Raw genomic sequence first — 14,018 nt, forward strand, 5'->3', positions numbered from 1 at the left:
ATGATGCTGGAGGACTTCTGCGCCTTGGCCTGGCTCGCCTGGGGCCTGTGCACCTCGAGCCCGGCTTCCCGTACGAAGGAGGTGGTCACGATGAAGAAGATCAGCATGATGAACACGATATCCAGCATGGGAGTCATGTCGATCTGCACTTCATCACGCTGGCGTTTGGATTGCCGTCTCATTGCATTACCTTCTCTTCTCGCAGGCCGTCCCGGGTCTTGGCCAGCGCACGCTTGGCCTGGCTCTCGAGACGACTGAGTAACAACACGCCGGAGAGCGCCACCACCATGCCTGCCATGGTGGGGATGGTGGCACGGGAGATCCCGCCCGCCATGCTCTCCGGGTTAAAGCGGTTGGCGGCGGCCAACGCATCGAATACGCCTATCATGCCGGTCACAGTGCCGAGCAGGCCCAGCATGGGGCAGAGCACCACCAGGGTGCGGATGAAGATCAGATGGCGGTTGAGCTCGAGTTCGGCCTCGGCCAGCCAGCGGCTACGGATCGCCTTGGCGTGCCAGCTGTGGCGCTCGCTGCGTCCCTGCCAGCGGCCGAACAACTGCCGCTGCAGCGGGCCGAAGCCCAGGTTGAGGTAGAGCAGCCGTTCGATCATCAAAATCCACATCAGCACCAGCAAGGCCAGGATGACCCAGAGCACGGGGCCGCCACGGCCCATGAAGCTCTGCAACTGTTGCCAGATGTCGACCATCATGCCACCCGCTCCATCCCGTCCCCGTTATTCTCGGCCCGCTCGGCCAGAATGCCGGCGACCTGCTGCTCCAGCACGTTGGAGAGCTCGGTGAAACGGGATTGCAGCAGGCTGTGGGCCAGGATCAGCGGAATGGCGGCCACCAGCCCCTGGACTGTGGTGATCAGCGCCATTGAGATGCCGCCCGCCATGATCTTGGGATCGCCGGTACCGAACTGGGTAATGGCCTGGAAGGTGCCTATCATGCCGGTGACAGTACCGAGCAGCCCCAGCATGGGGGCGATGGCGGCGATCACCTTGACCATGCCGATGCCACGCTCCATCCGGGGCGTCTCCTGCAGTATGGCCTCGTCCAGCCTCAGTTCGAGCGTCTCCATGCTCAGCTCGGGATGCTGTTCCGCTACCGTCAGCACCCGACCGAGGGCGTTGTCGGCGTGGTATTCGCCACTCTTGAGCTGGCGACGCACCAGGGTCAGTTCACGAGAGAGGGTCCAGAGCCGTACGGCGGCAATGCCGAGGCCGATGGCGGCCAGCAGCACTATGATGGCGCCCACCTGGCCCCCTTGCTGGACTTGCTGCCAGAAGGTCGGTGCCTGGGCCAGCATCTCGAGCAGGACGCCGTGGGAGGGATCCAGCGGCAACGCCTCGCCTTCCTTGCCCTGATAAGCGCTCAGCTCGGACAGCAAGCCACCGGGCAGCCCCAGTACCGGGCTCAGCCCTTCGCCGCTCGGTTGCAGGAAGCCTTCGCTGCCAAACAGCGCGAAGCTGCCTACCCGGGTCAGCGACTGCTCACTGGCCGCCCCCTGGGCATCCAGCACCTTGCCGTTGAACTGGACAACCCGGCCCGACTCGCGGATCTCCTGCAACAGGGTGGCAGGCAGCAGGGCGAGGGCGGCGCGATCCGGCACCTGCTTGTCCTGGGCCATCGCCTTCAAGGCAGTCAGACGATCCGGATACTGACCCTGCACCGAGGAGTCCCCCAGCAGCTTGACCGCGTCGCTGGCGCCCTGACGGGTCACCGCGAAGATCTCGTTCATGTCGCCGGAAGCTTGCTCCCACCGGGTGTTGAGCTCGACCAGCTGCTTTTCATTGCTGGCAAACTGGCTGGCCAGCTCCTTGCTCAGGCGTTGGGCCTCGGCCAGCCTGGCACGGGCACTGGTCAATTCGGTGGAGACAGACGCCAGATCCTGCTGCGCCTGTTGCTCGCGGGCCTGTTCCTGCTGTTGCCAGTCGTCATTGGCAAGGGCCAGCTGGGAGCAGAGGGAGAGGGTGATCAGAAGGGGGAACCATTTCATGACTGAGCCTCCTGGCTACGGGCGACAGACAGGGGCACATGCAACAGTTGCGGGACTTTCTTGTCGGCCGCCATGTCCAGCGCATCGGCAAGGGGGGTGAGCCACTCGCTATCCAGCGGTAACCAGCTCTTGCTCTCGGCGGACCAGCGCCAGGCCTGGGAGCGATCGGCTGTCATGGCCAGCAGGGAGACGCGGCCGAGCGCCAGCACATCGACCCGACGTTCGGCACCATCCAGTGCCAGCTGGGCGGGATAGGCGTCCATCCGGCTGCCGTATTCGGCTTCGATCTGGTAGGCCTGCAGCAGCTGGCGGAACTTCTCCGCCTCGCTCACGTCCGCCCGGGCCAGGGTCACCTTCAACTGCTCGACCCGCGCCAGACGGTCCTCCTTGCGCAGGGGAATGTCATTCTGCACCAGCTGCTCGAGATCCGCCTGCATCTGCAGCATCAGGGGGATCAAGCCCTGCCGGGTCTCTTGTACCGCTTCCAGCTGTTGAGTGAGCTTGCCCAGCTCATTCTGCTGATCGGCCACCAGAGACTGCATGTAGCGGTTGTAGGCTTCCAGATCCCGCAGTTGCAGCTGGGCATTTTGCAGCTCCAGCCGGGCGGCAACGGCGGCATCGGCCGCCTTTTCTACGCGCTGCTGGGAGGCTTTCCCATCCGCGATGCTGTTTTTCAGTGCGGGCGCGACCAAATCGTCTGCCGAGGCGACGAAATGAACGGCCAATGGCAACAAGGCCAGACCCCAGATCTTTTTCATGGTACACAATCTTAACAATGATAACTATTCTCATTGTCTCAAAGAGTCGTGCCAGTGGCAATCAGATGATTTTCTTGGCCTGTGGCCGAAAAAACAGGATACTTTTTAGACAAGCACGGGAACAACTGGCGTTGGTAGTCACAACACCATTTTAAATAACTAAAAAATGTCTTTTCGATCAGGATGATAAGTGGTCGAAGAAGGAGACTTACATGTTTAACGATGCGATCTGGGAACACATAGATCGGTTCACCAAGGCCAAGAAAACCAGCGATATCCAGCAGCAACTGGAGCGCTTCAGCCATCAGATGGGATTTGATTACTTCAGGTTGCTGATCATTTTCCCCATCAGCATGCAGAAATCACACGTGGCCTTGTTCAACAACTGCCCGACCAGCTGGTTTGATGCCTACACGGAGCGGCACTACCTGACCCAGGATCCTGTGGTCTTTCTGGGCCTGAAGCAGACCCAGCCCATCTTCTGGAACAAGCTCGACTGCGACTCCCCCTGGCTGCCCAGCGCCAGCCGGGAAGTGATGAACCTCGCCGCCGACTTTGGCGTGAGAAACGGTGTCTCCTTCCCGTTGCACACGCCCCAGGGGGAACACGGCATCCTCTCCTTCATCAGCAAGGAAAAATCCAACTCCGACCTGATGTTTGAAAACGTTCCCATGCTGTCGTTCTGCGCCAGCTACATCTTCAACGCGGCGCTGCAGCTGATAAAGAGCAGGCCGGACCTGATGAAGCATCTGGCCGAGCTGTCGGATCGGGAGAAGGAGTGCCTGTTCTGGGCCAGCGAGGGCAAGACCTCCTGGGAGATAGCCACCATACTCGGCATCAGCGAGCGCACCGTAAACTTCCACCTCAATCAGGTCACCAACAAGACGGATTCGAAGAACCGCAACCAGGCGATCGCCAAGAGCATCTCCAGCGGCATCATAGTGCCTTCGCTGAACGATGTGACCATCACCAACCTGCGGCTCTCCTGAGCCGGTCCTCAGCAACAAAAAGAGCCGCAACAGCGGCTCTTTTGTGGGATGAAAATAAAGTTTCATCCTAACTAACGGCAAAAGCCGCCTGAATAGGTGGTTTTTTGTTCGAAACAGGGGGGGGGTAAAGTATCATCCTAAACCAGAGGCCGGGCGCACCTGCCGGTCGGATCCGTAGAAATAAAGTTTCATCCTTAGCGCTAAGAAAGCCTTAACGGCATACTGGTACGCCAACGCTTGGAACTACTTAACCTGCTGTTTGGCGCAGTCAAGCTCCTGGCTGCCGACAATGTTAAACGTTTTCAGACCACCCCTAAAGGTAAAATCAACCATCGCTAAATCTGTTAGGAAGAAGCCCTTGAATCAATCACACAAAGGCTGCTGTAACCCCAGCAGCCATGTTTGTGGCAAATAGTCTGAGAGCTCCCGCCCTAGAAATCAGGCGGCTCTCGATCTGAATGCCCACGATTTGCACGGCATCCACCACAGCCTTTTCAAAGACAGTGCACGTCCCTACGGGCTGCGGGGCATCGCCTGGTTGTGCTGGATAGGCTAGTGCCACTAGGTTGCATCCAGTAGCCTTGGAGAAGGCTAGGGCTTCGTAGATGTCAGCTTCACTGATGCGAAGCTGTCCCTTCTCCACGTGGCCCTTGTACTTGGCATCCAGCAGGATCCTGGGCCTTGTTCCATCGAGCTCAATCACACAGTCTGGGTACACTGAAAGCTTGCTCACAGCACCGGTGCTCATCCTGATCTTAGTGCCCAAGGGATAGCCCTGTTGGGGCACTACGGCACTGCGACCAAAGCCCAATCGTGCAGCCACCGTTAACAGATCTTCCCACACGCGCCAGGTATTCACTAAGTAACCAGGTGCATGGGCCTGTCCCTGCTTGTAGTTAAGCCCTAGGCCTCCGAGCACATCGATAGACAGCTCATGCAGTGGCTTCCACGCTCGGTGCCGTGCAGGAATGGGGTTTCGACGGTTAGCAGCAACGTTCTGAGGCGAAAGGTCTTCAATCAAACGCACCAGCGAACTTGCGGCTGACGGGTCACTTACTTCAGGGAGTAACTCCTTGGCCGCTGCCACGATGTCCCCGTTCCAACCGTTCTTGCGATCAAAGCGAATGAGCTCTTGCTCAAAGCCATCAGGTGAAGGAAAGATGAGATCCACCGGATCAGGATCCCCATCGATGAAGAATTCTGCTTCACGCACCCTACGATAGCTGCGCAGTGGCCGACGTTTACGGGCCTCGTACATGCTCGTGATGGAACGAGCTACTAGCGTAGACAAATCCCTTGGAGTACCACCTGATGCCGATAAGCGTTCGGAAGCCAAGAGCCGCCCATGACGTGAAAGCGTGGAGAGGAAAAAGAAATCTTCGCGCCACGCTGCATCTGTGTCGTCGAGCCCCAAAAACTTGGGAGCAACTTCCAGTTCCAGTGAAGGTGCCAGGCGAATGAGGCCCGCAAAATCGATGGCACGTGTGCCCTTGGCATCCACACTGATAGGGTTGTAGCTAAGCCTCAAGCTCGACGCAGCCCGGCTCCCAGCCTCCAATAAAAGGCTGTTGGCCTTCGTGCGATCCACCCCAATCGCGTCAGCAATCGCACGGCTCAGGTCAACGGGTGTACCGTACTCAACAAGGGACAGCCGTGTTCGGGGGTTCACCACGTGCTACCCCCTCGGATTGGCAAATGCCCTGAGAGCCGCGTAGATATTGTTCTCAGCAAAATTCGTGGGCCCTTCAAAACGAAAGCGTAAATCATCCGCAAAAGTTGTCTCGGTGAGCTTGAACGGATTAAAGGCTGGCCCATCGAGCGCATTAAGAGCCGCTGCAATTCCTCGTGTGTCCCCGAAGAACACCTCTTCCACGTGTGCACGCACCTTGGCCCACCCTACACACAGCGTGCCCAAAGCTTCATTAAGACCCAATGTTTGCGGCTTCACATCCGACATCAGTACACCATGCCCGATCTGAAACTCGGGACCACGGCCCAGAGCAATTTGCGCGTTTACAGCAATCCAGGCACTCACCGAAGCCTCCAAGGCATCGTTCACGCTGGCAGGTACATCAGGCAATGCATTGACACCCTTGGCACCCAGACCGTAAAACGTCCGCAAAGCCGCTTCATCGGGCTCCAAGCGCATAGGTTCCCAACGACGCAAGAACGCGACATCCAAGGGCTCCACAGACGCATCGGCCTGATTCATCGCAGCCAAGATATAGAGGTCATGGGGCAGTGCGTATTCGATCACATCACCAGAGACGGGATCAAGCATTTCAAAGAACTGCGTTTCAGCACGTTTGGCCCCATCAGAGGCCAAGCGTTTATCGGACTCAATGGCCACAATGGCACCACCGAACACCTGCACCGCAGGACCTCGGTTGATCTCATCAATGATCAACAGTGCAGCCCCATTGGCACCCTTCGCATGCTCACTGGCACGGTACAGAGTTCCCTTTACGATGGTGAAGTCTGGGTCTCCTGCAGCCTTGTTGACCGCAGGCGTGATGCCCGATAAGAAATCGCGGTACTTGGAGTTTTGGTGGAAGACCGTCCGAAAGACTTTGCGGTCCATCTTCGTGGGTGCAGGAATGCCTTTAACAGCCCCAGCGGCAGGAGGAATCGGGATGCCGCCCATGGGATTGAGCTGCGGTGGGCCACCTGCAGGAGCAAGACCAAAGGCTGTTTCAAAGGCCAAAGCAACTTCGGCCAAGAGCTTGGACTTGCCCGTGCCAGGTGCACCAGACACCAGCACGTTGCGCGAACGTGCGAGTAGCTTTAACACCTGTTTGCAGTTTTCACTTGCCATTACAGAACCTACGCATGTTCGTGAAGTCGATATAGCCAATCACGGCTCGATTAGCAGCCCGCTGTGCATCCAAACAACTCAATAGCTCTTGAGCCACTGAAGGATCCCAAACGCCTTTAACACGAAGAGTTGCTTCTTCCGCGAAGTGCGGCCAAACCGACTGGTCATGAAGCTGAATCAGAAGCAACAAAACGCGATTCCCAATTCCCCCTGATGGCATTCGGTCCGAATCAAAACATGAAAATTTCGGCACCTGAGAAATCCATCCCTCTCTCGGCCGAGACTTTGTGGGTGACATAAACTCAGCTGCTCTTGATACAACCTGTGTTGAGTCCGGCTCGTTCCAAAAGAAGGTACCTTGATGTACTGCCTTTCCACGCCGGAGAATTTTATTGGGAAATATCAACTCAACAGCTGGCAACACCGCCTCGTAGGGAAATCGAAAGTCTCTTGCCCCGCCCCCAGAATCAGAGTCATTAGACTCCGCGTCAGCTTTCCGTCGATCTCCCTCAACAATCTCCTTGTACAGAATTCGAGCAACCTGCCCCGCTCCACTAGCCATGAATTTTGGATCCTTCTTCTTCTTCGATTTCTTCGCCCCCTAGGGCGAGCTCAGAGGGCACATAAGCAATAGCCCCCAGCGCACGTGCCTGCACCGCACGGTGCGACCAAACTGTAGACAGACTTCCTGTGCGTTTTGCCATTGCAGCCAAAACATTATCTCGGGTAATTGTGGACTTGGCCTCACCTGGCAAGCCCACCTGGCCCCGATCCAAAAGCGGGAAGTCTTGGAGCACTAACTCCATGTCCTTTAAATCGAGCCCATAGGCCACGGCCACTTCCGCATCAATCTCCCCACGAAGCTGCGCCATGCGCTCGTAGGTTTCACGAGTAGCCCCCGCACTGTCGAGTGTGCGCAATTCGCGTGCAGCACTCACCAGCCTCTTCCATGGCAAACCATCTTTGGCGAGTTTTGGCATGGGCACGCTTTGCAGCAGGAAGTAATTCACCGTCGTAGTGAGCACACGCCGAAGCATCCAGTCAAAGGCAAAACTGTTAGCGATGGACACCCACACCAGCAGCCGTTCTTCCGATGGGTCTTCAGGGAAAAGGATCGTGGGCACCTTATTGCCACAGACCACCCCAGCAGGAATTAACGAGGCCATGAGCGAACGCTCATTGGTCTGACCCGCAATGTCGCAAAAGCCCACACGCAGCACGTCCGCACGGTGCTGGTTAGCACGGGGCATGTCGGAGGGGCGAATCCAAAACTGGGGGGCAAGGCGTGAGCCTCCGATGGCATAAGCCTCCCACAACGCACGGCGACCAGTGCCAGACACGTGCCCTTTTACACCAAAGCGATGCGCCTGCACCATTCGACCTTCCACCAGTGGCAAAGCGCCAGGCGTGGCACGCCCCAGGAACTTAGAACGCTCCTTGGTCATATCAACTTCACGGCAAAACTTCGGGGTCCAGCCATAACCAGGCTCTTCCCACGAAACACCTGCTTCTCCGATCTTTGAGAAGAGCTTCCACTCAGACACGTTACGAACCTCGGGCAGGCTCAAATCGCCCCGAACACCCGCAAGTGCTGCACGCCCAATAGTGGCAGTTCCCGTAATCTCCAAGCCCGTAGGGGTGCCCCGCTCATGCATGAGAGTGATGGGCTCACGCTTGCTCTTTTCAGAGCCAGCCTTCGTGAGAGCCACGGCCAGGAACTTAAAGCGTGTGTCGATGGCAAAGAACCGTGCACGGTTATCGATGATCGACATGGACACGCTTTGGCTCGCATCAAAAATTTTCTGCCGCATGGCGCGGGTACCTTGCGAGCGAATGAGCCCACCGGGAATTAGTGCAGCCACCACACCCTGCTCTTTGCAGAGTTCAAAAAAGAGGTCAGTGAAAGCAATGTATAGGTCTGGCTCTCCATTACCCAAATCGGGATAGCGAGCCAACAGGCGACGAGAGTAGTTCGCTACCTCATCGCGCTGCTGGGCAAACAGCTCCTCATCAAGCCCATGAATTTGGGCCCCGTAGTGGCGCTTGGCGCCTGAGGACTTCAAGAATTCGTGCCGTGAGAGCTTGACCTTTTCCCATGGTGGGTTGCCGATCACCGCATCAAAACCCTCAGGGACCATGGCAGTCCAAACCTTGCGATCTGCCATCAAGCTATCGCCACAGTACCAACGTGCACGCATAGCTTTAAGAGTCGATACATCATCAGTGAACGAAGCAAGCGCAAGCAGTGCCGCACGCAAAGAGTTGCCCGAAAGATCCGCTGCACACACACCGTGAGCCAACCAATGCGCCGTCTTGGCTCGATCCATCCCACACACTGCGTGAGTCAGCGCTGCTAGCAAAATTCCTGCGCCGCAGGCAGGATCAATCACCTTGCTCTTGTGTGTGAGCTTGGGGGCAGCGAGCTTCGCCAGTCGTGTAGCCAGGCGAAAATCCGTATGGTAGGCGCCCGTGCTTTTTCGATCCTGCTCATGCAAGACCTCACGCGCCAGGACACTCAGTGCCAAAGCAGGGTGAATAGGTGAACGCTCGATGGCACTTGCTACAGGTGCCGCAAGCTCTAAAAGCTCTGATGCTGGGCGCTTGCTCTTGACTCCAAAAGCCTCATGAAACGCCGTTAGGTCAAACCCGCCAAAACGCGCTGACGCTGCCTCCAAAACTTGAAGCCGAAGCTCAAAGCTGGTTGGGCCATAGTCCCCTCCCACAGCCTGAGTGAGTGCCGCTTCTGCTGGGGCTAGGTACTCTGCTTCAACAGGCCGAGGAGCACTCATACATAGCTCCCCACGAGAACGGGTTTGATGGCTTTAACTGTTTTTGACTGGGCTTGGGGAAGCTGTGCCATGGACCGCTTCACGACCACCAAAAATTCGTTCACATCGGACGCCGAGCTACTGGCAACCTTGTTTGGGCGATATCGACCAATGGCGCCCAAAGGGTACATTGTGGACGAGCCGATCTTAGAAAGCTCAGCCTTCATGTCCTGCATGCAGATGTGTCCTTCACTACTGTACGAGAGTAGTACCCTTTGAGCCTTCAAGCCATGCACCAGACGCGAGAGTGTTTTGAGAGCACGGCTCTTGTAGCAAAAGTCAGAAGCCAAGGCCTTCCATGGACGAAGTCCCGCAACACCCTCCACCACAGGCTCATCGCCAAGAGCCACCGTTTCAAGGATGTGGTAATAGCTCGCGTATTGACGCTTGGTGTATGGGGGGTCCAAATACACGAGGTCGTGTGCAACATTCGGAACGTCGAACACATCACCCACGGTAGCCTCAACGCACACGCCAGTTTCTTTGAGATCACGGCAACGCATGGCAATCTTGTTTTGAGATTGGCTTGTCCATTTGGAGAGGAAGCAGCCAAAAGTGCCCGCAATGTTGGCAACGCGGTTCAGTGCACCAAAGAGATCGGCAATCAACAGCCTCTCCTCAATTTCGTCAATATATCCGGCACCTTTCCACTCAACAATCAAGCAGCGCATAGCGTCGATCCGAGCTGCATTTTCTTCGGTGAAGTACCTACGCTCAATTCCACACGTATCGATCGAAGCGGGGCTATAAGTGCGCCACATAAAACCATGCAATGGCTTAACTGCGTTTAGCTTGCTAACAGCACCAGAGTACCCACCAAGTTTTTTGAAGGTCACCTGATCATGGCTAATAAGACGTGCTCCAGCAGAGATAACAGCTGAGTGCAAGCTATCATTAATCCGCACATTCCAACCATGCTCCGCAGCGGCCTCAGCTACAGCTCCAGTTCCACAAAAGGCATCCACAAAAAACGCGCCCTCTCTAGGCGGCCCAATGTGGGATGCTATCTTGTCGATGAGCCTAGATTTGGAGCCAATATAGCGAAAAGTCATATAGAAACCCCTACGTTTTTTTTACGGCCAGTTACTGCTCGACCCTGACCAAGTTCTTGGCTGGCTTCTGGGCTTGGCAACACAATACCTTTGCGGTCGCAATAGTCACAAAGGAGTACCTCAAGCATATTCACCATGCTCCGCTGCTCATGCTCCGCGGCCTCCTTTAAGGCCTGTTTGAACTTTCTGGAAACTCTTAGATTTAAGGTCTCACTTTTGAGGTCAGTGAATCGCATGAAAACGCCCCGCATATGTCTGTGCAATTGCGTTATTATATATATACACATACTGAATAGATACACTATGACAGGGATTCTTAACCTTACGTACAATGCAGCACTGTATTTACTCGCGAACCAGACGGGATCCTTCATGGTTTCTCCTACTCCGAAGGTGAGCTATAGGGAAACCTGACTGCTTTAGCAATACATCTATCCAATTTTCGACGTATCGCGAGTCTTACCATCATGAGCGCACACACAGCAACAGGCGTTGTAGCCAGCTCTGTTGCCTCACAGTGAGGTTGTTGAAATCTTCTTTGGGATGATGTATTGGTTCATTGACATCACAAAACGTTTCGATACTCACCGGCCATCGCAACGAGGCCTGTACTGTGTCTTTCAATATCTGCAAGATTGCTTGGGAGGGATTAACGCCCGGCCTCATCCTGACGATACGTGTAGACAAGCGCTTCTTGTTATCGCTGGTATCCACCTCCAGCAAAAATTTTTCTTGCCCATTCTTTAACTTGAAGTGGGCTTTCAAGTAGCAACGATGAGACCCATCCTCCATCTTGTGATAACTACGACGGAGAACCTGTGGTAATGGCTCCACCTCCATCGCTACCGACTCGATGTCTGGCTGCTTGGCTATCTGCTTGATGATTTCTTTTAGTGACTCAAAGCGGTTGGGGAAAACTTCCGCCTCCTGCTGCTCTTCCTGTTGCCCTTCCAGTTGCTGTAGTTCTGTCGGGGGGATCTCTCCTCCGGTTACGTCGTCGCACAATCCAAGAAGAATACCGTCACCTGGAAGCTCTTCACCTTCCAGCTTCTGACCAAAACGGCTTGCTCTCTGTCCTTGGTAGACGGCCCGCGTATGCCGCTGCCCACGGAAGGATAACCCTTCCATCGGTAGGTCCAACAGTTGGCGATCCTTGTCCTCATCCGTATCCTCCTCACCATCTAAGATAATGTCATCGCTAGATGAACTTGGATTTCGGGTTCCTCCCCCCTCTCCACTAACTGAGAGCTTGAGTGCAGGGTGATGGAACAATATCGGTTGAAAACAGTTCAACTCGAGCCCTTGTAGAGTCTTAATCTCCCAGACCAGAATTTCTTTACTGTCCCAATCTAAGGGACCAAGAACCTCCATGCTGGCACCTGAAATGGTAGCCGGTGGATCAAAGTTGAACTGCCAGCGGGTATATCGTCCGCCAGATGAAAACCGCTCCTGATTTAGGCATCGCCATATAGATTCGAAAGACTGCTTAACGCCCTCACTTAGCAGCAGCCAACTGAAGAGATCACGATACGATTCCATCTGGAGCAGACGGGCCGGAACCCCTGTCTTAGCTGGGGTATGGATATGGATGGCGTCCTGATCCCTCTGCACCGAGAAGATCATGTCCAAGCCACTGGGTTCAAAGGCTGACCGAGCCAGGAAACCGGCATGGAAGAAAAGCTTGCGGGCCAGCTCGAACTTGGGGAGCCAGACGGTAAGGCCATCCGCCTCGAACACGAAGCATCGTTGGCTGGCCACCTCAGAATTGCGGGCAAGCCTTTTGGCCAAGCGGGGACATTCGCCCAGCAGCTTTTCGCGCCATTCCGCTATCGGTGGTAGCTTGAGTTTTTTCTGGAAGCCATTCGAGCGATAAGGGACTTCATCTTCTGCGACAAACTCGCGGCCAATGCCCAAAATACAGCTCATCTCCAAGCCGAACTGACGTTGCTCCATCTCGTTTTTTTGACTGAAAATCGACGCTAAGCGCCATGGTGCTTCTGAGGAATTAGCTCTGAAAAAATTACCTACGGCCAGCAACTTGGCATCTTTAGGGATCTGGCGGAACAAAATACGACTCAATCCAATCCTCCTATGCTTGTGATAAATGAGGCTGTCAGGGAAGCAATCTTGCCCTTCTGCAATCCACAACGTCTTGCCAATTGCCAACCCATTGAACGCTGGCCTGCCATAGCATCTTCGATCATGGCATTGGTCAAACGACGGATCTGGTACTCCCCAACAGACTCGGCATATCGATCCAGAAAAGCCCGACAGAGAAAAAGTTGATCCAGGTGGCGCTCGACGGATGCTCGATGAGGAAGCTGATGCAGATACCAGCTACGACTCTTGCGCGGCAGGCTTAGATCCGATTCAGAGCGTTCTCCTATTCTCACCAGAAGTCGCACCAACTTTCTATCTCTGGCAGCCCAATTGATGCAGCTGTTGTTACCCTGCCGAGCATGCTTGGTCTTGTCGACATTCAGCAGCCATTCCCTGTCATGCCGGTAGATCCAGGCATAAGTGGCTTGAAAGCCTGCACTTCTGGCTGCCTTAGCTCCGCAATATGTATTAAGGGCAACAAGCCACTGAGATCGGTACTTTCTTCTCAAGCAAGCATCTGCAGGCAGCTGTGATATAGGTGGATGGGGAGCAATATCCGCAGCGCAGGTCATTGCTTCAGCGATGAGATCATTGACGTTTTTCCCAGGTCTCAAACTTGTCCAAACAATGAGGTGTTGCAGGAAGCCAAACGCCTTGCGGTGCTTTCTGAACATGGATTGGAGCCAAGACGGCGGTTCAGCCGCCCATAGGCCGTTGACCGCAAGCCAGTCCCTCGGATAAAGCTCAAGGATTTTTTCCCATATGATCCAGGCCTTGATTTGCTGGCCCTTCATGGCTCCGCACTCAGCGGCCAGATGCCGGTAGAAGTTGGTCCACACCTCGTAACCGGAGGGGCTTGTTCCCCTGAAGGCCAGGAGCTGCGTTAATGCGTCCGCTAGCCTGGCAGCCCCTTCCCCACAGGGCTGGACAGTGGAGCTATGGTGCAGAAACAGGGAGGAGGCAGCATGGAATTCGTGCCTCTGTGCCCGCCTGTATGGGATGGGCGAATCCACAAGCGCGCAACCATGGGCCGAGCAGACGTCCACACCCTGAACCTGCCAACTTCGCCGCCAATAGGGCTCCCCGAATTTTGCCACCATTTCCTCTATACAGAGCGGGCAGTAACGCAACCACTCGGGCCATTTGACCAATGCTGTGGAGGCACCAGCTAGTCCTATAACTACGGGCATGTCTGGAGCCAGCATGGCCTGGAGAAGTCTTTGCCGGCGCTCCTGTGGGATGAAAGGCGAATAAAACGGGAAGAGGGTGTGGTTGACCACCAGATCACCTGCGACCAAGCCTGTGTTGCTCGCCAGACTTTCCAAGTGGCTGGGCAGGTCGGTAATCGCCGCGACTCTGGTATCGCCGAATAGCTCCCTCAACAGGCTCTTATGGCTGTCCACCCCCAAATGAACCCGGCAGCGAGCGATGGCGCTGTAGAGGAGTTCGTCTGGGTAAAGCCTGGGGAAATACAT

General features: G+C 55.6%; 12 protein-coding genes (1 of these 12 running past the window's edge). 1 reads left to right on the forward strand and 11 read right to left on the reverse strand.

Annotated elements, in window-relative coordinates:
- The 4 genes in view from ACFWHB_RS21245 to ACFWHB_RS21260 are tightly spaced (each overlapping or abutting the next) and all read right to left on the reverse strand, a layout consistent with a single transcriptional unit that may run on beyond the window.
- Nucleotides 1–182: the start of an ExbD/TolR family protein gene (locus tag ACFWHB_RS21245; protein ID WP_025328850.1), read on the reverse strand. 220 nt of this gene lie to the left of the window's left edge; 182 of the gene's 402 nt are visible here — the first part of the coding sequence; the start codon lies at nt 180–182; its stop codon lies beyond the left edge, outside the window.
- Nucleotides 179–709, reverse strand: coding sequence for a MotA/TolQ/ExbB proton channel family protein (locus tag ACFWHB_RS21250; RefSeq protein ID WP_025328851.1), 531 nt, complete (start codon nt 707–709; stop codon nt 179–181). The genes ACFWHB_RS21245 and ACFWHB_RS21250 overlap by 4 nt, the downstream gene beginning before the upstream one ends.
- Nucleotides 706–2,001: a MotA/TolQ/ExbB proton channel family protein gene (locus ACFWHB_RS21255; RefSeq protein ID WP_395949194.1), complete on the reverse strand. Its 1,296-nt coding sequence runs from the start codon at nt 1,999–2,001 to the stop codon at nt 706–708. Before ACFWHB_RS21255 ends, ACFWHB_RS21250 begins: the two co-directional genes overlap by 4 nt.
- Nucleotides 1,998–2,759, reverse strand: a complete 762-nt coding sequence (locus tag ACFWHB_RS21260) for a DUF3450 domain-containing protein (protein WP_395949195.1) — start codon at nt 2,757–2,759, stop codon at nt 1,998–2,000. The genes ACFWHB_RS21255 and ACFWHB_RS21260 overlap by 4 nt, the downstream gene beginning before the upstream one ends.
- A 212-nt stretch (nt 2,760–2,971) precedes the next feature.
- Here ACFWHB_RS21260 and ACFWHB_RS21265 point away from each other — a divergent pair, with 212 nt between their 5' ends.
- Nucleotides 2,972–3,748 carry a LuxR family transcriptional regulator gene (locus ACFWHB_RS21265; protein WP_106885393.1) on the forward strand — a complete coding sequence of 259 codons (777 nt, stop codon included), beginning with the start codon at nt 2,972–2,974 and terminating at the stop codon, nt 3,746–3,748.
- A 367-nt stretch (nt 3,749–4,115) separates the two neighbouring features.
- Here the strand turns inward: ACFWHB_RS21265 and ACFWHB_RS21270 are convergent, their stop codons facing one another.
- From ACFWHB_RS21270 to ACFWHB_RS21300, 7 genes are all read right to left on the reverse strand, one after another.
- Entirely contained in the window at nt 4,116–5,420 is a 1,305-nt protein-coding gene (locus ACFWHB_RS21270) for a 5-methylcytosine restriction system specificity protein McrC (RefSeq protein ID WP_395949196.1), read from the reverse strand.
- Nucleotides 5,421–5,423: 3 nt separating this feature from the next.
- A complete protein-coding gene (locus ACFWHB_RS21275) occupies nt 5,424–6,563 on the reverse strand; it encodes an AAA family ATPase (RefSeq protein ID WP_395949197.1) in 1,140 nt (379 codons plus the stop codon).
- Nucleotides 6,553–7,125 carry a hypothetical protein gene (locus tag ACFWHB_RS21280; RefSeq protein ID WP_395949198.1) on the reverse strand — a complete coding sequence of 191 codons (573 nt, stop codon included), beginning with the start codon at nt 7,123–7,125 and terminating at the stop codon, nt 6,553–6,555. The genes ACFWHB_RS21275 and ACFWHB_RS21280 overlap by 11 nt, the downstream gene beginning before the upstream one ends.
- Nucleotides 7,118–9,352 carry an Eco57I restriction-modification methylase domain-containing protein gene (locus ACFWHB_RS21285; protein ID WP_395949199.1) on the reverse strand — a complete coding sequence of 745 codons (2,235 nt, stop codon included), beginning with the start codon at nt 9,350–9,352 and terminating at the stop codon, nt 7,118–7,120. The genes ACFWHB_RS21280 and ACFWHB_RS21285 overlap by 8 nt, the downstream gene beginning before the upstream one ends.
- On the reverse strand, nt 9,349–10,443 hold the full coding sequence (locus ACFWHB_RS21290; RefSeq protein WP_395949200.1) for a DNA adenine methylase: 1,095 nt from the start codon (nt 10,441–10,443) through the stop codon (nt 9,349–9,351). Before ACFWHB_RS21290 ends, ACFWHB_RS21285 begins: the two co-directional genes overlap by 4 nt.
- A 465-nt stretch (nt 10,444–10,908) precedes the next feature.
- A complete protein-coding gene (locus tag ACFWHB_RS21295; RefSeq protein WP_395949201.1) occupies nt 10,909–12,522 on the reverse strand; it encodes a Tn7-like element transposition protein TnsE in 1,614 nt (537 codons plus the stop codon).
- Nucleotides 12,519–14,018 (reverse strand): TnsD family Tn7-like transposition protein, encoded by a 1,500-nt coding sequence (locus ACFWHB_RS21300; protein ID WP_395949202.1) that lies wholly within the window; start codon nt 14,016–14,018, stop codon nt 12,519–12,521. The genes ACFWHB_RS21295 and ACFWHB_RS21300 overlap by 4 nt, the downstream gene beginning before the upstream one ends.

It is taken from the genome of Aeromonas mytilicola subsp. aquatica (assembly GCF_044336385.1).
GTDB classification, from domain to species: Bacteria; Pseudomonadota; Gammaproteobacteria; order Enterobacterales; family Aeromonadaceae; genus Aeromonas; species Aeromonas rivipollensis.